This is a genomic window from Enterobacter sp. KB-280D8, assembly GCF_041399405.1.
Taxonomy (GTDB): domain Bacteria; phylum Pseudomonadota; class Gammaproteobacteria; order Enterobacterales; family Enterobacteriaceae; genus Enterobacter; species Enterobacter cloacae_N.
The window spans coordinates 208,888-226,289 of sequence record NZ_JBGKEC010000003.1; the positions used below are offsets into that span (position 1 = coordinate 208,888).

At 55.8% G+C, this 17,402-nt stretch carries 15 protein-coding genes and 1 pseudogene; 8 read left to right on the forward strand and 8 right to left on the reverse strand.

Annotation, left to right across the window (positions count from 1 at the left end):
* Positions 1-210: 210 nt before the first annotated feature.
* Together ptsP and rppH are read right to left on the reverse strand one after the other, a co-directional pair.
* A complete protein-coding gene (gene ptsP / locus AB8818_RS11000; RefSeq protein ID WP_116341830.1) occupies positions 211-2,457 on the reverse strand; it encodes a phosphoenolpyruvate--protein phosphotransferase in 2,247 nt (748 codons plus the stop codon).
* A 12-nt stretch (positions 2,458-2,469) separates the two neighbouring features.
* Positions 2,470-3,000, reverse strand: coding sequence for an RNA pyrophosphohydrolase (gene rppH / locus AB8818_RS11005; protein ID WP_013098553.1), 531 nt, complete (start codon positions 2,998-3,000; stop codon positions 2,470-2,472).
* 442 nt (positions 3,001-3,442) lie between these two features.
* Here rppH and AB8818_RS11010 point away from each other — a divergent pair.
* The 4 genes and pseudogenes from AB8818_RS11010 (at position 3,443) to AB8818_RS11025 (ending at position 5,895) form a co-directional block, all read left to right on the forward strand.
* Positions 3,443-3,598: pseudogene (locus AB8818_RS11010) on the forward strand (hypothetical protein).
* Between the two features lie 85 nt (positions 3,599-3,683).
* Positions 3,684-4,376: a DNA mismatch repair endonuclease MutH gene (mutH, locus tag AB8818_RS11015; protein WP_192982573.1), complete on the forward strand. Its 693-nt coding sequence runs from the start codon at positions 3,684-3,686 to the stop codon at positions 4,374-4,376.
* A gap of 128 nt (positions 4,377-4,504) precedes the next feature.
* Entirely contained in the window at positions 4,505-4,723 is a 219-nt protein-coding gene (locus AB8818_RS11020) for a YgdI/YgdR family lipoprotein (protein WP_014885085.1), read from the forward strand.
* Between the two features lie 131 nt (positions 4,724-4,854).
* Positions 4,855-5,895, forward strand: coding sequence for an NADP(H)-dependent aldo-keto reductase (locus AB8818_RS11025; RefSeq protein ID WP_028014287.1), 1,041 nt, complete (start codon positions 4,855-4,857; stop codon positions 5,893-5,895).
* Between the two features lie 93 nt (positions 5,896-5,988).
* On the opposite strand, the gene lplT is transcribed toward AB8818_RS11025, so the two are convergent.
* Positions 5,989-7,182, reverse strand: a complete 1,194-nt coding sequence (lplT, locus tag AB8818_RS11030) for a lysophospholipid transporter LplT (RefSeq protein WP_192982576.1) — start codon at positions 7,180-7,182, stop codon at positions 5,989-5,991.
* Positions 7,175-9,334 (reverse strand): bifunctional acyl-ACP--phospholipid O-acyltransferase/long-chain-fatty-acid--ACP ligase, encoded by a 2,160-nt coding sequence (gene aas, locus AB8818_RS11035; RefSeq protein ID WP_192982579.1) that lies wholly within the window; start codon positions 9,332-9,334, stop codon positions 7,175-7,177. The genes lplT and aas overlap by 8 nt, the downstream gene beginning before the upstream one ends.
* A gap of 624 nt (positions 9,335-9,958) precedes the next feature.
* On the opposite strand from aas, the gene galR reads away from it, so the two are divergent.
* Complete coding sequence (gene galR / locus AB8818_RS11040; protein WP_116341842.1) at positions 9,959-10,975, forward strand: HTH-type transcriptional regulator GalR; 1,017 nt, start codon at positions 9,959-9,961, stop codon at positions 10,973-10,975.
* On the opposite strand, the gene AB8818_RS11045 is transcribed toward galR, so the two are convergent.
* Positions 10,936-11,421, reverse strand: a complete 486-nt coding sequence (locus AB8818_RS11045; protein ID WP_192982582.1) for a GNAT family N-acetyltransferase — start codon at positions 11,419-11,421, stop codon at positions 10,936-10,938. The genes galR and AB8818_RS11045 overlap by 40 nt on opposite strands.
* A 220-nt stretch (positions 11,422-11,641) precedes the next feature.
* Here AB8818_RS11045 and AB8818_RS11050 point away from each other — a divergent pair, with 220 nt between their 5' ends.
* Complete coding sequence (locus AB8818_RS11050) at positions 11,642-12,679, forward strand: LacI family DNA-binding transcriptional regulator (protein WP_061097196.1); 1,038 nt, start codon at positions 11,642-11,644, stop codon at positions 12,677-12,679.
* Here the strand turns inward: AB8818_RS11050 and lysA are convergent.
* Positions 12,649-13,911: a diaminopimelate decarboxylase gene (lysA, locus tag AB8818_RS11055; RefSeq protein WP_116341846.1), complete on the reverse strand. Its 1,263-nt coding sequence runs from the start codon at positions 13,909-13,911 to the stop codon at positions 12,649-12,651. The two genes, AB8818_RS11050 and lysA, sit on opposite strands and share 31 nt — an antisense overlap.
* A 122-nt stretch (positions 13,912-14,033) precedes the next feature.
* On the opposite strand from lysA, the gene AB8818_RS11060 reads away from it, so the two are divergent.
* On the forward strand, positions 14,034-14,960 hold the full coding sequence (locus AB8818_RS11060; protein ID WP_116341848.1) for a LysR family transcriptional regulator: 927 nt from the start codon (positions 14,034-14,036) through the stop codon (positions 14,958-14,960).
* Here the strand turns inward: AB8818_RS11060 and AB8818_RS11065 are convergent.
* Positions 14,955-15,647, reverse strand: a complete 693-nt coding sequence (locus AB8818_RS11065) for an aspartate/glutamate racemase (RefSeq protein ID WP_116341851.1) — start codon at positions 15,645-15,647, stop codon at positions 14,955-14,957. The genes AB8818_RS11060 and AB8818_RS11065 overlap by 6 nt on opposite strands.
* Before the next feature lie 133 nt (positions 15,648-15,780).
* Between AB8818_RS11065 and AB8818_RS11070 the strand changes: the two genes are divergently transcribed.
* Positions 15,781-16,104 (forward strand): cupin domain-containing protein, encoded by a 324-nt coding sequence (locus AB8818_RS11070; protein WP_163329624.1) that lies wholly within the window; start codon positions 15,781-15,783, stop codon positions 16,102-16,104.
* A gap of 39 nt (positions 16,105-16,143) precedes the next feature.
* On the opposite strand, the gene wzz(fepE) is transcribed toward AB8818_RS11070, so the two are convergent.
* On the reverse strand, positions 16,144-17,268 hold the full coding sequence (gene wzz(fepE), locus AB8818_RS11075; RefSeq protein ID WP_192982585.1) for an LPS O-antigen length regulator Wzz(fepE): 1,125 nt from the start codon (positions 17,266-17,268) through the stop codon (positions 16,144-16,146).
* Positions 17,269-17,402: the final 134 nt, after the last annotated feature.

Below are 17,402 nucleotides of genomic sequence, written 5' to 3' on the forward strand. Positions count from 1 at the left end.
ATGCGATTCTGCCTTAAGCAGAGGCTCCAAAGTTGCGAATCATAGCATAAGGCTGGCGCGGAGGATGCGCCAGAGATGTAAAAGATGTGTATAGGGTTTTGTGCACGCTGGTCCCCTCACCCTGGCCCTCTCCCCAAAGGGGCGAGGGGATTGTTCACTGCTCGCATTAATTTGTGGGGATCCCTCAGCCCTGTGAGAGAGGGGAAGGCTTTAGCGACCACCGCGAATCAGCCCGCCCATACCGCGTCGTTCCATAAATGCCGCCACCTGGTGACGAACCTCAGCCGCCAGCTGAGCGTCAAGGCTGCGCTCAGCCAGCTCACGGGCATCATTGATGTCTATATGACGCAACAAATACTTCACGCGCGCTACGGCACGGCCGTTCATCGACAGATGGCGGTATCCCAGACCAATCAGGATCGCGACGCACATCGAGTCTCCGGCCATTTCACCGCACAGGCGTAGATCAATACCGTACTGTTCAGCCTCACGGGCAATCATCGCCAGCGCGCGAATGATTGCCGGATGCAGGCTATCGTAGATACTGGCGACGCGGGTGTTGTTCCGGTCGACGGCCAGAATATATTGCGTCAGGTCGTTGGTACCGACAGAGATAAAATCAACGCGGTTTGCCAGCTGCGGCAGCATGAAGACCATAGACGGCACTTCGAGCATGACGCCGATCCGTGGTTTCGGGATCGCATAGCCAATCATCTCTTCCACTTCACGACCAGCACGTTCGATCAGGCGCCGCGCTTCGTCGATCTCATCAATGCTGGTGACCATCGGCAGTAAGATGCTGAGATTGCCCGTCGCAGCATTAGCGCGCAGCATGGCGCGCACCTGGATCAGGAAGATCTCCGGCTGATCGAGCGTAATGCGGATCCCGCGCCAGCCAAGACACGGGTTCTCTTCGCTGATCGGCATATACGGCAGCTGTTTATCCGCCCCGACATCCAGGGTACGCAGGGTGACAGGCTTGTCGTTGAACATTTGCAACATTCCCTGATACTGCGCCACCTGCTCCTCTTCGGAGGGGAAACCGCTCTGCAGCATAAACGGGATTTCAGTACGGTACAGGCCAATACCGTCGATGCGGCTGCCCAGCTTCTCTTCGTGCTCAGGGCTTAAACCGGCGTTGAGCATGACTTTGATCCGCTCACCGCTCTTCAGCTGTGCGGGAAGGTTAACGTCATCTTCCGCCAGCTTGCTTAATTCATTCTCTTCGCTGATGAGACGCTGATATTCCTGGAGCAGAACGGGTTCAGGATCGACCAGCAGTTCACCGCGGTAACCATCCACCACCAGCGTGCGTCGATGCAGTACCGACGGCTGGATATCCGCCCCCATAACGGTAGGAATACCGAGCGCGCGCACCATAATGGCGGCGTGGGAGTTAGCGGCACCGTCGCGCACCACGACACCGGCCAGCCGGTCCTGCGGCAGTTCAGCCAGCGTCGTTGCCGAGAGTTCATCGGCCACCAGCACAAACCGTTTTGGCCAGGCGTTTGGCCCCTGAATGGTGTCATCAAGATGGAACAGCAGACGTTGCCCCAGCGCACGGAGATCGCCGGCACGCTCCTTCAGGTAACCGTCTGTTAATGCTGCAAACTGCTCAGCAAATTTTTCGATGACCTTTTTAACGGCCCATTCTGCTACCGAACCTTTATCCACTTCCGCAAAAAGCTCACGGCGCAGCCGCGCGTCGGAAAGCAGGTGCGAATAAAGGTCGAAGATAGCCGCCGTCTCTTTTTGCGCACCCGCCGCAAAGCGTTTGCTGTAGCGGCGAAATTCATTTGCCGCCTCTTCCAGCGCGGCGGTAAGACGCTCGCGCTCCAGCGCTTCATCGAGCGTAGAGGCTTCGTAAACCTGCTCCATTAACGGCAGCGTGGCGTCCATCCAGCCTTCAGCAATCGCTACCCCTGGCGATGCCGGAAGGGCACGAATGCGCGTATGGCGATACTGACCGAAGAGCGCTGCAAGCTGAGACTGTGAGAGGATCGCCGCCATCTGTGTCGCCAGCGTGACGAGGAAGGACTCTTCGCTTTCATCGTACTGACGCAGCTCCCGCTGCTGGACGACCAGCACGCCCAAAAGTTGACGACGCTGGATAATCGGCACGCCAAGGAACGCGCGGAAACGCTCTTCTTTTACGGAAGGGATGTATTTAAAGCTGGGGTGTTTTTGCGCGTCGGCAAGGTTGATAGGTTCAGCCAGCCGCCCAACCAGGCCGACGATACCTTCATCAAATGCGAGCGTTACGGTGCGTCCCCGTGGCTTTTTCAAACCACGGGTCGCCATCAGGTAATAGCAGCGCCGATCGTGGTCGGCCAGATACACCGAACAGACTTCGGTCTCCATCGCAAGACAGATGTCAGTGACCAGAATATTCAGCGCCTCGTTGAGACGCGGAGCACTGGCCACCTTCTCGACTATTTCTCGCAAGCGGGTGAGCATGATTTGCGTAGCTTAACCTCTTTTACGTCGCCAGGCAGGTGCGCTCTGCGGCTTAGGCGGGATCTCCTGAAGCTGCATAACCACACTTGCAAACTCTTTCATCACCCTACGGTAAACATCGCGCTTAAATGACACGACCTGACGAACAGGATACCAATAGCTCACCCAGCGCCAGCCATCGAACTCCGGCGTACTGCTGGTTTGCATATTGATGTCTGAATCGTTGCCCACCAACTGCAGAAGAAACCACTTCTGTTTCTGGCCGATACAAACCGGCTTTGTGTCCCAACGCACCAAACGTTTCGGTAACTTGTAACGCAACCAGTTGCGGGTCGAAGCGAGGATGCGAACATCTTTTCGGCTTAAACCGACCTCTTCAAAAAGCTCCCGGTACATCGCTTGTTCTGGGGACTCTCCCGGATTGATCCCGCCTTGCGGGAACTGCCAGGAGTGCTGACCATATCGACGGGCCCACATTACCTGGCCCTGACGATTACAAATTACTATTCCTACGTTCGGGCGGTAGCCATCGTCATCAATCACCGGACTACCCCAAACTAAACCTTATATATGAATGATTGTTTCACACTACAGTGAGGCGGTAAACCACTCTCTTACAGGCCTGCAACCTAATAACATTTGAATAACTCACAAATAAGTGCAGAGTTATAAACAGATATACGGTAACGAGGACAATTTTATTCACCTTTTCTGTGGATATAGTTGTGAAGAAGTGTCTGATTACCGATGAACAACCTTAAACAACCTCTCCCGCCCTCTTTCACACCGTCAATATAAAATCATATTTTTCATACGATTAACTTAATACCAGTAAATAAAACGCAGAATAGCGTGACGATCGTCACAGCAGGGATCGTTGTACTGATGAAAGATCGAACAGCGTCGGTTTTATCCACAGATTGTGCCAATAAGTTAGGCACAATTTGTCTGAAATTTGGATTTTCATCGCACGTCAAGGCTGTAAATTGAAACAGTAGTCAGGGTTATGCCCAGTTATCCCACTTTTCTGTGGATAACATGGTGTAAGATCCTGTTTATTGTCAGTGACCAGATTTGAACAACCCGTTTTACGTCTCAGATGAAACCGTTAAAACCTCATAAAAAAACCTATAAATCATAGACATGGAATATTGGGACAGAAAAAGATAAACTCTATCCACAGGGGACAATTTCTTCGTTTATTTTTTAATCAAAAGGTTACCTTCATGCATTCGCTTACCCCCTTGCTCTCACCGCCGTCCAGCGAAGGCGAGCTGCTAGAGCAGGCACAGCGCCTGGCAGGCTTCTCGCTTGGCGAACTGGCGGCTATGGCAGGGCTTCAGATCCCGAAGGATCTTAAACGGGATAAAGGCTGGATCGGCATGCTGCTGGAGCTGTGGCTGGGTGCCAGCGCCGGAAGCAAACCTGAGCAAGATTTTGCCGCCCTTGGCGTCGAGTTAAAAACCATCCCCATCGACAGCTGGGGTCGCCCCCTGGAGACAACCTTTGTCTGCGTTGCGCCCTTAACCGGCAATACCGGCGTGACGTGGGAAACCAGCCACGTGCGTCATAAGCTGAAACGCGTGCTTTGGGTACCGGTTGAAGGTGAACGGCAGATCCCGCTGGCCGAACGTCGCGTTGGCGCACCGCTGCTCTGGAGTCCGGATGAAGAGGAGGAGCATCAGCTGCGCCTGGACTGGGAAGAGCTGATGGACATGATTGTGCTCGGGCAGGTCGAGCGAATTACCGCCCGACACGGAGAAGTGTTACAGCTGCGCCCGAAAGCGGCAAACAGCAAAGCGCTTACCGAGGCGATCGGCGCGATGGGCGAACCCATACTGACGCTGCCGCGCGGTTTTTATCTTAAAAAGAATTTCACCGGCGCGCTGCTTGCTCGTCATTTCTTACTTAAAACATAGTTTTTTACTTATTTTGCGAGCTCACAAACATAATCACCTGGTTTTTAAGATTTTACCGCTTCACCCTGTTGCCATAACGGGTTAATACTACACTATGATTTGATACGAGCCAGATGAGGACGATAACGATGAAAAAATGGGCGGTGTTAATTTCAGCAGTCGGGTTGGCGTTTGCCGTATCGGGCTGCAGCAGCGATTACGTCATGGCAACGAAAGATGGCCGGATGATCCTGACCGACGGCAAACCCGAAGTCGACGACGATACCGGTCTGGTCAGCTACCACGACCAGGCAGGCAATAAAATGCAGATCAATCGCGACGAAGTCTCGCAAATTATTGAGCGATAACGGTCGGAGGTCAGTAGCTTACTGGCCTTTTTGATTTTTTTCTTCCCCTTTTGCTTCCCCTCTGCCATGTTTATATTCCTTTGTCGGGAGGTTCCTGACGCGGTCTACATGTCTATTGAAGGAAGCCGGCTATGCATTATCACCGTATCCCCCACAGCGCTCTGGAGATAAGTCAACTGGGGTTGGGCACGATGACATTTGGTGAACAAAACAGCGAAGCCGATGCCCATGCACAACTCGATTATGCCGTCAGTCAGGGGATTAACCTGATTGATGTTGCAGAGATGTACCCTGTGCCACCACGCCCTGAAACACAGGGACTTACCGAAACCTACGTCGGTAACTGGCTGGCAAAACGCGGTAACCGTGAAAAGCTGGTCATCGCCTCGAAAGTCAGTGGCCCCGCGCGAAACAACGATGCCGGGATCCGCCCAAATCAGATCCTCGATCGCAAAAATATCCGCGCCGCGCTGGACGCGAGCCTGAAGCGTCTGCAAACCGACTATCTCGACCTGTACCAGGTCCACTGGCCCCAGCGCCCAACCAACTGCTTTGGCAAGCTCGGCTACAGCTGGAACGAGAGCGCCCCCGCCGTTACCCTGCTGGAAACGCTGGAAGCGCTGACGGAGTGCCAGCGTGCGGGAAAAATCCGCTACATTGGCGTGTCCAACGAAACGGCCTTTGGGGTCATGCGTTACCTGCACCTGGCGGATAAACACGATCTGCCGCGCATCGTCACCATCCAGAACCCGTACAGCCTGCTTAACCGCAGCTACGAAGTGGGGCTGGCCGAAGTGACGCAATATGAGGAAGTGGAACTGCTCGCTTATTCATGCCTGGGTTTTGGCACCCTGACGGGGAAATACCTCAACGGTGCGAAACCGGCCGGGGCGCGCAATACACTCTTTAGCCGCTTTACCCGCTACAGCGGCGAACAAACGCAAAAAGCCGTTGCAGCCTATGTGGATATCGCGAAGCGCCACGGCCTCGATCCGGCGCAGATGGCGCTGGCCTTTGTGCGCCGTCAGCCGTTTGTTGCCAGCACCCTGCTGGGCGCGACCACGATGGAACAGCTGAAAACCAATATTGAGAGTTTCCATCTGAACCTGAGTGAAGAGGTGTTGGCGGAGATTGAAGCGGTGCATCAGGTATACACATACCCGGCACCGTAATAAAAGCAAAACGGCAACGCACGTTGCCGTTTTTAGGGTTTGCCCCCTCTCCCGGTGGGAGAGGGCCGGGGTGAGGGCATCAGGCCGCACTTATCAGCGCCGACGCTGCCAGAGCCACAATCCCGCAATCGCCGCCGCGAAGAGTCCACCAAATCCGACGCCAATCGCCACCACCGGTACCCCCACTTTCACCGCCAGCGAATAGAGTCCCAGCATTAACAGCATTGCCAGGTTTTCACCGAGGTTTTGTACCGCAATGGCATTCCCCGCCCCGACGGTCTGCTTGCCGCGCTCCTGGAGTAACGCATTCAACGGCACCACGAAGAAACCGCCCAGAATGCCAATCAGGATCAGCAGGGCATAAGCGGGCAGCAACGCATGCTGAAGCGAGAAAATAAGCACCACGACGCCAATCAGGATCCCCGCCGGCATGCAGCGTGCTACCGTTTCGAGCGTTACCAGCTTCGCTGCAGCGCCTGCGCCAGCCACGATGCCGATCGCTACCATCGCATTAAGATAGGTCGGCGTCGCATTGTCAGTAATTCCCAGCGCCACCGGTACCCACAGGACCAGCAGGAAGCGCAGCGTGACGCCCGCCCCCCAGAACATACTGGTTCCCATCAGGGAGAAACGCGTTTCCCCGTTACGCCACAGCACGCGGCACGCGTTGAAGAAACTGCCGGTCATCGGTTTGAAGCGCCAGGATTGCCCCGGGCGAGCGACCGGCAGCTTCGGAATAAACAGGTTAGCCACGACCGCCCCGCCATACACCGCCGCGCATACCACCAGAGCCGCCAGGACATGCCAGTCGGCCAGTACGCCGCCTGCGACGGAGCCGAGCAGGATAGCGGCAATGGTTGACGACTCCATCAGACCGTTGGCTTTGACCAGCTTATCGCCCGTGGTCAGCTCGCCAAGAATGCCATACTTCGCCGGAGAGTAGGCGGCAGCGCCGATGCCCACAAGCGTATAGCCAATAAACGGATTGAAGCCAAAGCAAATGCTGGCGGCACCCAGCAGCTTGAGACCGTTGGCAAACATCATCACCCGGCCCTTCGGGAAACTGTCCGCCACCTGCCCCACAAACGGGGCAAAGATAATGTAAGCGCCCACAAACACCATCTGCAGGATCGGCTGACTCCAGTCGGGGTAAAACTCGGCTTTCAGCAGGGCCAGCGTGGCGAACAACAGCGCGTTATCGCCGAACGCAGAGAGAAACTGCGCGGCAATGACCGCCATCATGCCTTTTGAACGCAGTGAGGTGTTAGTGTGTACTGACTCACGCATTTTGCTGTTCCGCCTCTTCAACCATGCCTTTCAGGGTCACGAAATCGGGTTTGCCACTACCCAGCACCGGAAGCTGCTTCAGGTAGCGAATATCGCGCGGCACCGCCAGCTCAGGAATGCCATGCTCACGCGCATAGCTCAGTAGCCTGTCGCGCTTAAGCTCGCCGTCGGTGGTAAACAGCACCAGCGCCTCGCCTTTGCTGGCATCACTCTTCACCACCGTCGCATGCATTTTATCGGCGGAGACAGCCGTCGCCAGTTGTTCAACCATTTCCAGAGAGACCATTTCACCGGCGATTTTGGCGAAGCGTTTTGCGCGTCCCTGAATCTGCACAAAACCTTGCTCATCGAAACGCACGATATCACCGGTGTCGTACCAGCCGGTTTCAACCTCGCCGTTGACGTTTTCCGCCGTCGGCGCTTCCAGCTGGCCTGGGTTTTCTACGCGCAGGTAACCGTTCATCACGTTTGGCCCTTTCAGCTGCAGGCGGCCACCCTCCTCAATGCCCGGCACGGCCAGCAGACGCGCATCCATCCCCGGCAGAATTCGGCCCACCGTACCCGGTTTCGCCGCCATGGGTACGTTGATGGAGACCACGGGCGCGCACTCGGTAACGCCATAGCCCTCAAGAATGCGCAGGCCAAACTTGTCCTGCCAGATCTGACGCGTGCTCTCCTGCAGCTTTTCCGCACCAGCCACGACATACCGCACGCGGAAGAAATCATACGGATTGGCGAAACGGGCATAGTTACCCAGGAAGGTTGAGGTTCCGAACAGGACGGTGCAGTTACGGTCATACACCAGCTCCGGCACAATGCGGTAATGCAGCGGGCTGGGATAGAGGAACACTTCCGCACCGGTCAGCAGCGGCGTAAAAAGTCCCACCGTCAGGCCAAAGGAGTGGAACAGCGGCAGCGCCGACATAAAGCGGTCACTGGCAGTAAAGTCGGCAATGCTTTTGATCTGCTCAACGTTCGCCAGAATACTCTTGTGGCTGTGAACAACGCCTTTCGGGTTGCCCTCCGAACCCGACGTGAAGAGGATAATCGCATCATCTTCCGGCTGCTGTTTGACCTGCGCCAGACGCGGCATCAGCAGGTGTGCAAAAATCCACAGCTTGTCGCCGGTGGTCACGTCCGCTTTCAGATCTTCCAGAAAGACCCAGCGCACCTGGGTCAGCTGTTCTGGCAGATGCCAGAGCTTGCCTTTGTCCAGGAACTGTCGGGAGGTAAAGACGGTATTTATCTGGGCGGCGGTAATGGCGCTGGTCAGCCCTTTCACCCCCGCCGTGTAGTTCATCATCGCCGGTATACGTCCACGGGAAACCGCGCCAAAAATCACCGCCGCGCTGATGCCCGCGTTTGGCAGCATCAGGCCGATCTTTTCGCCCTTCTTGCTGTACTTCTCCAGAATGCGGCCCACAAACAGCGTTTTGGTCAGCAGCTTGCGATAGGTATCCGGGGTAAAGTTGATGTCTTCGATGCAGTTTTTCTTTGCGCCATAGCGGTACTGCGCGGAAAGCAGGGATTCGTACAGCGTTTCGCGCGGGCGCACGGCCATGCGCGCTTCCATCATAATCTGGTGCAGCATTTCCCCGGCGATTTTACGGCGATCGCGGGCACGCGGCGCGTCGGGCATCGGGAGCGACGTTGGCGGCAGAATATGCAGAGTGATTTTGGGGAACAGACGCTGCTTCACCAGCCCCTTCAGGCGGCTGAAGTGGGTCAACTCTGCACCTTCGATACGCAGCGGCACCACGGTCGCTTTTGACTTCGCCGCGACAAAACCCGCGCCGTCGTAGATTTTCATCAGCGAACCGGTCACTGAAATGCGCCCTTCCGGGAAAATAACCACCGGACGCCCCTGCTCTACCAGACGTACCAGATGTTTAATCATCATCGGCTTTGTCGGGTCGAGCGGCACAAAATCAATCAGCGGGGTGAGCCAGCGCATGTACCACTGTTGGCTGATGGAGGTGTACACCGCAAACACCGGCCGCACGGGCAGAAATAGCGCCAGCAGAATGCCGTCTATGAAGGAAACATGATTGGGTGTGATGAGAACGCGCTCGCCGCGAAGCGCCTGGGCGTCGCCAGTGACGCGGATGCGAAAAAGAATACGGAACAGTGTACGGAAAAACCCAAATAGCATCTCAACTCCCTTTGCCAGACAGTGTGGTGGGGTGACGGTAAATGGTGGCAGATTACACGAGAAGTGATACAGGAGCGACAGCAAAAGTGGGGGCGAAAAAAAACCTGCGCATCCGCGCAGGTTGGTGCAAGTGATGAGTACGAAATCGTACTAAGAATTCTCACCAATCAATACCTCTGGGATCTTGATTGTGGCTGTTGACCCTGCGCTTCGCCAGCAGTAAAACGCAAGGGAATGAGCCGAAATGCAACCAGGTGTGAATATTCTCTGTTGCTGTTACAGGTTGAACTGTCAGGCAAAAAAAAACCTGCGTAAGAACGCAGGCTGGTGTAAGTCGTGTTAATCAACCGGGGTTGATTCCACCTATCAATACCTCTGGGACCTCAACTCTACCAACCTCTTTAACGTCATCGCCACCGGCCAATCGCAACAGCCTGAGGCAAAGTGTAACTAAAGGTTCAGATTGACATTCTTCTGACATGACCAGGCGTGTAACGATTACACTATCAGGGTGGGTCTGCGTCACGTTTGTGGCGCGAGGAAATCGGCTTCCCTTGAATGCGCGTCACTTTTCCGCAACACTATTTAGTGTGTAAACGCTTACCCCAAATAAGAAGGTTATAAATGGCGACAATAAAGGATGTGGCTCGTCTGGCAGGTGTGTCGGTAGCCACCGTCTCCCGCGTGATTAATGATTCACCCAAAGCCAGTGACGCATCACGCCAGGCGGTACAAAGCGCCATGGAAACCCTGAATTACCATCCAAATGCCAACGCCCGCGCGCTCGCCCAGCAGTCAACGGATACCATTGGGCTGGTGGTGGGCGACGTTTCCGACCCCTTTTTCGGGGCCATGGTTAAAGCGGTTGAACAGGTCTCTTATCAGACGGGTAATTTTTTACTGATCGGCAATGGCTATCACAATGAACAAAAAGAACGCCAGGCTATTGAGCAGCTGATCCGCCACCGCTGCGCGGCGCTGGTTGTTCACGCCAAAATGCTCCCGGATGCCGAACTGATTCACCTGATGAAGCAGATGCCCGGAATGGTGATCATCAACCGTATTATCCCCGGCTTTGAAAAACGCTGTGTGGCCCTCGACGACCGCTACGGCGCCTGGCTTGCAACTCGTCATCTGATTCAACAGGGTCACACCCGGATTGGCTATCTCTGTTCCAATCACCCCATTTCTGATGCGGAAGACCGCCTGCAGGGCTACTACGACGCCCTGCGCGAAAATGGTCTGCCGTGTAATGACCGTCTGGTGGCCTACGGAGAGCCGGATGAAAGCGGCGGCGAACAGGCCATGACGGAGCTGCTGGGTCGTGGACGAAATTTCACCGCGGTTGCCAGCTATAACGATTCGATGGCCGCCGGGGCAATGGGTGTCATGAATGACAACGGGATTGAGGTGCCGACGGAGATCTCACTGATTGGCTTTGACGATGTCCTGGTCTCCCGGTACGTGCGCCCGCGCCTGACCACCGTCCGTTACCCAATCATCACGATGGCCACCCAGGCCGCAGAGCTGGCGCTGGCGCTGGCCGAGCAACGCCAGCCGCCGGAGATTACCCATCTCTTCAGCCCAACGTTAGTGCGCCGTCACTCCGTTGCAGCGCCTGCTGACGCGCAGAGCGAATAACGATACAGGTGTACCGTTTTATCCGGATACTCCAGCCCATCGCCAATATACTGCCAGCCGTAACGTTCATAGAAGTCGCGGCAGGCAGACCAGAGATGGAGTTCCTCGTACCCGGCCCGTGCGGCGAAGCGAATAACGTGCTGCTGTAACTTTCCTGCCAGCCCCTTGCCGCGCGCCGCGTCGTCAACGTAGAGCGCCGCCAGCCACGGAAAAAGATCCTGACGGGTAATCAAATCGCAGCGCCAGAGTCCCACCGTGCCGAGAAGCCGTTCATCTTCTACGGCGATAAAGGTCAGCGGCAGGACATCCGGCGTCTGGCTGTGCACAACGATGCTGTGGAAAAATTCCCGTGAAAGCCCCTCGCCAAAAGCCTGCCATAGCCAGTCGGTAACCTGCTCCGCATAGTGCGGTGCCTCGTAAAGCGGGAGGATGACGGACTTTTTCACGTTTCACCTGCGTTTTTAATGAATATGCTGGCCTGACGCCTCCAGCCCGGTTTGGCGAGTATTTTACCAGAGTCAGACTATTTAGTTTTACTTCTGGCAGGCCAGGCGAATCGTGACCAAAAAGCGTGATCGTGGCAGTAGTTTTGCGCTTCCCGCATCGCTTATACGCTGTCAGGTCTGTGTTAAACTGCAGACCATTACGTGGAAGCAGGAATGTAGAATGGCAACAATGCTGGATGTCTCACTGCGCGCGGGCGTGTCGAAGGCTACCGTCTCGCGCGTGCTGAACGGCACAGGTCAGGTTAAAGAGAGTACGCGTCAGCAGGTCTTTGCTGCGATGGAAGAGCTGGGCTACCGCCCAAACTTTCTCGCGCGTTCGCTGGCTAACCAGACCAGCAACAGCATTGGTCTGGTCGTCTCTACCTTCGACGGCTTTTACTTTGGTCGTCTTTTGCAGCAGGCGTCGCGGCAGACCGAAACCCACGGGAAACAACTGATCGTCACCGACGGTCACGACGCGCCAGAGCAGGAAGAACAGGCGGTGCAGATGCTGGCCGACCGCCAGTGCGATGCCATCGTGCTTTACACGCGCTATATGAGCGAAAAGGCGATCATCAAGCTGATTAATACCGTGCAAACGCCTCTGGTGGTCATCAACCGTGAAGTCAGCCAGGCACCGGAGCGCTGCGTATTCTTCGAACAGCAGGATGCCGCGTTTAAGGCGGTGGATTACCTGATCAATCAGGGCCACCGGGAGATCGCCTGCATTACCGTCCCGATCCACACCCCCACGGGTAAAGCGCGGCTAATGGGCTACCGTAAGGCGCTGGAAAAGCACGGCATTCGTCTGGACGAGCGTCGAATAAAGTACGGTGATGCGGGAATGACGCGGGGCTATGAGCTGTGTAAGGAGCTGATTGCTGAAGGGGTATCGTTCAGCGCGCTGTTTGCCTGTAACGATGATATGGCGCTGGGCGCGTCCAAAGCGCTGCATCAGGCAGGGCTTAAGATCCCGCAGGATATCTCCCTGTTCGGCTTTGACGATGCCCCAAGCGCGAAGTGGCTGGAGCCTGCGCTCTCATCGGTTTATCTTCCGATAGATAACATGATCGTCACGGCTATCGATCAGGCGATCCGGCTGGCGAAGAACCAGCCGGTCGATGCGATCCCGCCGTTTACCGGCACGCTGGTATTACGCGATTCGGTCACAACGGGGCCGTACTTTCATCAAACGAGTTCCAGCGCCAGCAGTTCCTGAATGGTCTGACGACGACGGATCAGCCGCGCCTTGCCGTTATCAAACAGCACTTCCGGCAGCAGCGGACGGCTGTTGTAGTTCGAGGACATAGACGCCCCGTACGCGCCGGTATCGTGCAGCACCAGGTAATCGCCAGGCGCTACCTCCGGCAGCGCACGGGTTTCCACTTTGCCGCCTTCCTGCTGGGTAAATACGTCACCGGATTCACACAGCGGGCCTGCGACCACCGTCTCGCGGCGCGGCGCGTGCGTTAAATCGCGGCCATCGGCGGCAAGGGCGGTAATGTGATGGTAGCTGCCGTACATGGACGGACGCATCAGGTCGTTAAAGCCCGCGTCAATCAGCACGAAGTGGCGGGAGCCCATCTCTTTGACGCTGCGCACCTGCGCCACCAGCACGCCGGCTTCGGCCACCAGGAAACGACCCGGCTCAATTTCCAGCTTCACGGCATGACCAAGATGCGCGGCGATTTGATCGCGCGCGGCGCTCCACAGGCCGTAATAGTGATCGGTGTCGATCGCCTCTTCCCCTTCGCGATAAGGAATGGAAAGACCGCCACCGGCAGAGATCGCCTCCAGGTCCTGGCCGAAGTCGACAACCTGGCGCACCATTGCCCCGCATACCTGCTCCAGGTGCCCGTAATCGACGCCGGAGCCAATATGCATATGAATGCCAACCAGCTTCATGTTGTAGCGCTGCAGCACCTCAAGGGCGGCAGGCATATCGGCATACCAGATCCCGTGCTTGCTGTTTTCGCCCCCGGTGTTGGTTTTTTGGCTGTGCCCATGACCGAAGCCCGGGTTCACCCGCAGCCAGACGCGATGACCAGGCGAAACCTGCCCAAGCTGCTCCAGCATATCCACAGAACCGGCATTCACCGGCACCTGCAGTTCATGCACGCGCGCAAGCGTGGCGTCGTCGATCACATCCGCGGTAAAGACGATCGCATCAGGATCGGTTTTCGGATCGAACCCGGCCGCCAGCGCACGCTCGATTTCACCCAGCGACACGGAGTCAACCTTCACGCCCTGCTCGCGCATCAGGCGCAGAATGTGAATATTGGAGCAGGCCTTCTGGGCAAAACGCACCACGTCAAACTGATGCAGGGCGGCGATCTTCTCGCGAACGATCTGCGCGTCATAGACCCATACCGGGCAGCCAAACTCGGCGGGCAGGCGCAGCAGGTTTTCAGCGTTCAAATCGGTATCCGTCTGGTTGAGCGGGCGTGGCATGGTCTTCTCCGGGTCAATTCATTTTTTATGATTACGCCACAGTGGAAGCCGAATAAAAAATATCGTTTTATCGCGAGTCTATGCAAAAATGATATGGACAGTTCTTTGCTTTCAGGTGCCCTATGCCCGCCGTCAATTTACGCCACATCGAGATTTTTCACGCCGTGATGACCGCCGGCAATCTCACCGAAGCCGCACAGATGCTGCATACCTCCCAGCCGACGGTCAGCCGCGAGCTGGCGCGCTTCGAGAAAGTGCTGGGGCTGAAGCTGTTCGAACGCGCCCGGGGAAGGCTTCACCCGACGGTGCAGGGGTTGCGCCTGTTTGAGGAAGTGCAGCGCTCATGGTACGGGCTGGACAGAATCGTCAGCGCGGCGGAAAGCCTGCGCGAGTTTCGTCAGGGCGAGCTGTCGATTGTCTGCCTGCCTGTCTTCTCTCAGTCCTTCTTACCGACGCTGCTCCAGCCTTTTCTGGCCCGCTATCCCGAGGTCAATCTCACCATCGTGCCGCAGGAGTCGCCTCTGCTTGAAGAGTGGCTGTCTGCACAGCGGCACGATCTCGGGTTAACAGAGACCTTCTCGACACCCGCAGGCACGGCGCGCACGGAACTGCTCGCGCTGGATGAAGTGTGCGTTCTGCCCGCCGGGCATCGGCTTGCTCACAAAGCGGTGCTGACGCCTGCGGATTTTCACGGTGAGAACTACATTAGCCTGTCGCAAACCGACAGCTACCGGCAGCTGCTGGATACGCTTTTTGCTGAGCATCAGGTGAAGCGGCGGATGGTGGTAGAAACGCACAGCGCGGCCTCAATATGCGCGATGGTTCGTGCGGGCGTCGGCGTCGCGGTCGTCAATCCGCTTACGGCGCTGGACTATGCCGGGAGCGGGATCGTCATCCGCCGTTTTAGCGTTTCCGTCCCGTTCACCGTAAGCCTTATCCGCCCGTTGCACCGTCCGGCTTCCGCGCTGGTGGACGCATTCACCGAACACTTAGTTGAGCATGCGCGTCAGGCGGCGCTTCGCTTGCCTGACCTGCAAAACCCGTTATGACAGCATAAATTCCACGGCATCTGCCGCGTGAATAGCCGCGGTATCAAACACCGGGATGGGGCTCCGTTCGGCAGGCACCAGTAAACCGATCTCCGTGCAGCCGAAAATCACCCCTTCAGCCCCCTGTTGCGCCAGTTTCTCTATTACGCTCACGTAATACGCACGGGAGGTTTCGCTGAAGGTTCCGAGGCAGAGCTCGTCGAAGATAATCTGATTAATGCGCGCCCGGTCCTCCTCATCCGGGATCAGGCTTTCTATCCCAAACTCGCTGTGCAAGCGCCCGCGATAGAAATCCTGCTCCATGGTGTAACGTGTGCCCAGCAAGGCCACGCGCGACATTCCCGAGGCGCGAATTGCGCGTCCGGTGGCATCCGCGATGTGCAGGAACGGCAGCGAACAGCGCGCTTCAATGTGCGAGGCCACTTTGTGCATCGTGTTGGTACACAGCAGAATGCCCTGCGCCCCCGCGCGCTCCAGCCCCAGCGCGGCATCGGCCAGGATCTCTCCCGCTTTATCCCATTCGCCGCTCGACTGACAGGCTTCGATTTCATGAAAATCAACGCTGTGCAGCAGCAGGCTCGCGGAGTGCAGGCCGCCCAGACGCTGCTTTACGCCTTCGTTAATCAGGCGGTAATAAGGGATAGTCGATTCCCAGCTCATCCCACCTAACAGGCCAATCGTTTTCATCATCCCTCCTTATCTGTTTAAGCCAGTGAAGCAAACTTGTGATCCTGTTTCCAGTTCTTTATTACGTCGTTTTCATTTTAAGCTGGTCGATATAAATTAAATAAAACACCGTTTTATTATAAAGGGCAAAACCATGTTTATGTTTCACAAAGAGACCGCGTCTGAAGATTTAGGGAACGGCGTTACGCGTCGTGTGCTGGCCCACGGCGGAAGGATGATGGCGGTTGAAGTGCATTTTGAGCAGGGTGCAATTGGTCCACTGCATAACCACCCGCACGAACAGTTAACCTATGTTCTCTCCGGCGAGTTTGAATTTACGATTGGTGAAGAGAAGCATGTCGTGACGGCGGGAGATACGCTCTACAAAAAACCGCATGTGATGCACGGCTGCCTCTGCCTCAGGGCCGGCACGCTGCTGGACACCTTTACGCCTGTCCGCGAGGATTTTCTGAAATAAAAAAAGGCGCTGTTTCAGCGCCTTTCCTGTATGCAGAATTTATTCCGTTACCGGCTCTGGCGATGGGTTTCGGCTGAGCATGGCCTCACGCAGTAACACGCTGCCGCAGGCAAACAGAGCGCCAAGGATCGCCGCCAGAATGACAATCATCCCTTTGCCCGGGCCGTCTTTTTTCACCGGCATCGATGGCGAAAGCTGATACCTGAATGGCTCAAGCTTAACGTCTGCAAAGGAGAGTTTTTTCAGCTGCGCCAGGTAATATTCCCGGTTCTGGAAATCCGCGTTCAGCTCCGTCACGTCCTTGAGATTTTTTTCAATCTTTAGCTTTTGCGCGATACCGTCAGCCCCGAGCGCAACGGAGTAGTCCGGATCGTCTTTTACCGCCTGTCCGTTGCTGTACACGGGCTTCTTAATGCCCGCGGCATTCGCCACTTCCAGCGAATAATTCAGCCGCTGCAGGTTGGTGTTGTGCACATTTGTCAGACGAACGCGGTCGAGCGCCAGCTGCTGTTCTACCTCGTTCGTTTTGAGGGCGATCTGGTTGCGGATATTTTGCACCGTCTCTTTCTCTACAATTGCCGAGATATAGTCGATATACCCCTCCAGGACGGATTGGGCATCGGCTGCGGTCGGCGCGGTGAAGCTCAATGTCCAGGAGACGAAAGGCGCTTTATCCGCGTCTTTTCCCTGAACATCATTCACCGCTTTCATTCTGTCTGCGATATTAACAACCGCACGGTGCAGTTCAAGCGGGTCCACTTCCGTATTCTTAAGCTGCGCCATCACGTAAGGGGAAGAGGTCATATACTCTTCGAGCAATGACTGCGACTGGAATTTTTTAATAAACAGGTCAAAGACTTCCTGACGGGTGACCGGCACCTTCACGTCAAGAACCTGCAGCGCAACCATCATCTGGCGCAGCGGGTTCCACTGTGTCTGTTCCGCCGGAGTGATCACCGCTTTACTGGTCCATTTTTGCGGCAGTAGAAGCGCAATTGCCAGACCTGCCAGCGCGAAAACAAAGATAATGGTGGCAATACGTTTTTTCGCGGTAATCAGAACATCTAACAGACCCAGAAGATCGATCTCTTTTGAACTGACTGCTGGGGGGGCATATGAGGGAAAATCGAGGTCCGTGTTTTTTTTGAAATCCATTGCTGACATAGCCGTTCTTCTGTTTCGGGTGCAGTAAATTCCTGCCGGATGAGTTCAGTTGCCCGATAATACAAGAAACTAAGAATAATCTGAATGCGAGAATGGACTATCTGAGAGATTGCTATCAAAGTTGGTAGTTATTA

Excerpts from the sequence above, each read along its gene's own strand:
- AB8818_RS11070 (WP_163329624.1), top strand. The coding sequence starts at position 15,781 with ATGTTTATGTTTCACAAAGAGACCGCGTCTGAAGATTTAGGGAACGGC.
- ptsP (WP_116341830.1), bottom strand. The coding sequence starts at position 2,457 with ATGCTCACCCGCTTGCGAGAAATAGTCGAGAAGGTGGCCAGTGCTCCG.
- galR (WP_116341842.1), top strand. The coding sequence starts at position 9,959 with ATGGCGACAATAAAGGATGTGGCTCGTCTGGCAGGTGTGTCGGTAGCC.
- AB8818_RS11060 (WP_116341848.1), top strand. The coding sequence starts at position 14,034 with ATGCCCGCCGTCAATTTACGCCACATCGAGATTTTTCACGCCGTGATG.
- mutH (WP_192982573.1), top strand. The coding sequence starts at position 3,684 with ATGCATTCGCTTACCCCCTTGCTCTCACCGCCGTCCAGCGAAGGCGAG.
- lplT (WP_192982576.1), bottom strand. The coding sequence starts at position 7,182 with ATGCGTGAGTCAGTACACACTAACACCTCACTGCGTTCAAAAGGCATG.
- lysA (WP_116341846.1), bottom strand. The coding sequence starts at position 13,911 with ATGCCACGCCCGCTCAACCAGACGGATACCGATTTGAACGCTGAAAAC.
- aas (WP_192982579.1), bottom strand. The coding sequence starts at position 9,334 with ATGCTATTTGGGTTTTTCCGTACACTGTTCCGTATTCTTTTTCGCATC.
- AB8818_RS11025 (WP_028014287.1), top strand. The coding sequence starts at position 4,855 with ATGCATTATCACCGTATCCCCCACAGCGCTCTGGAGATAAGTCAACTG.
- AB8818_RS11050 (WP_061097196.1), top strand. The coding sequence starts at position 11,642 with ATGGCAACAATGCTGGATGTCTCACTGCGCGCGGGCGTGTCGAAGGCT.
- AB8818_RS11020 (WP_014885085.1), top strand. The coding sequence starts at position 4,505 with ATGAAAAAATGGGCGGTGTTAATTTCAGCAGTCGGGTTGGCGTTTGCC.
- AB8818_RS11065 (WP_116341851.1), bottom strand. The coding sequence starts at position 15,647 with ATGAAAACGATTGGCCTGTTAGGTGGGATGAGCTGGGAATCGACTATC.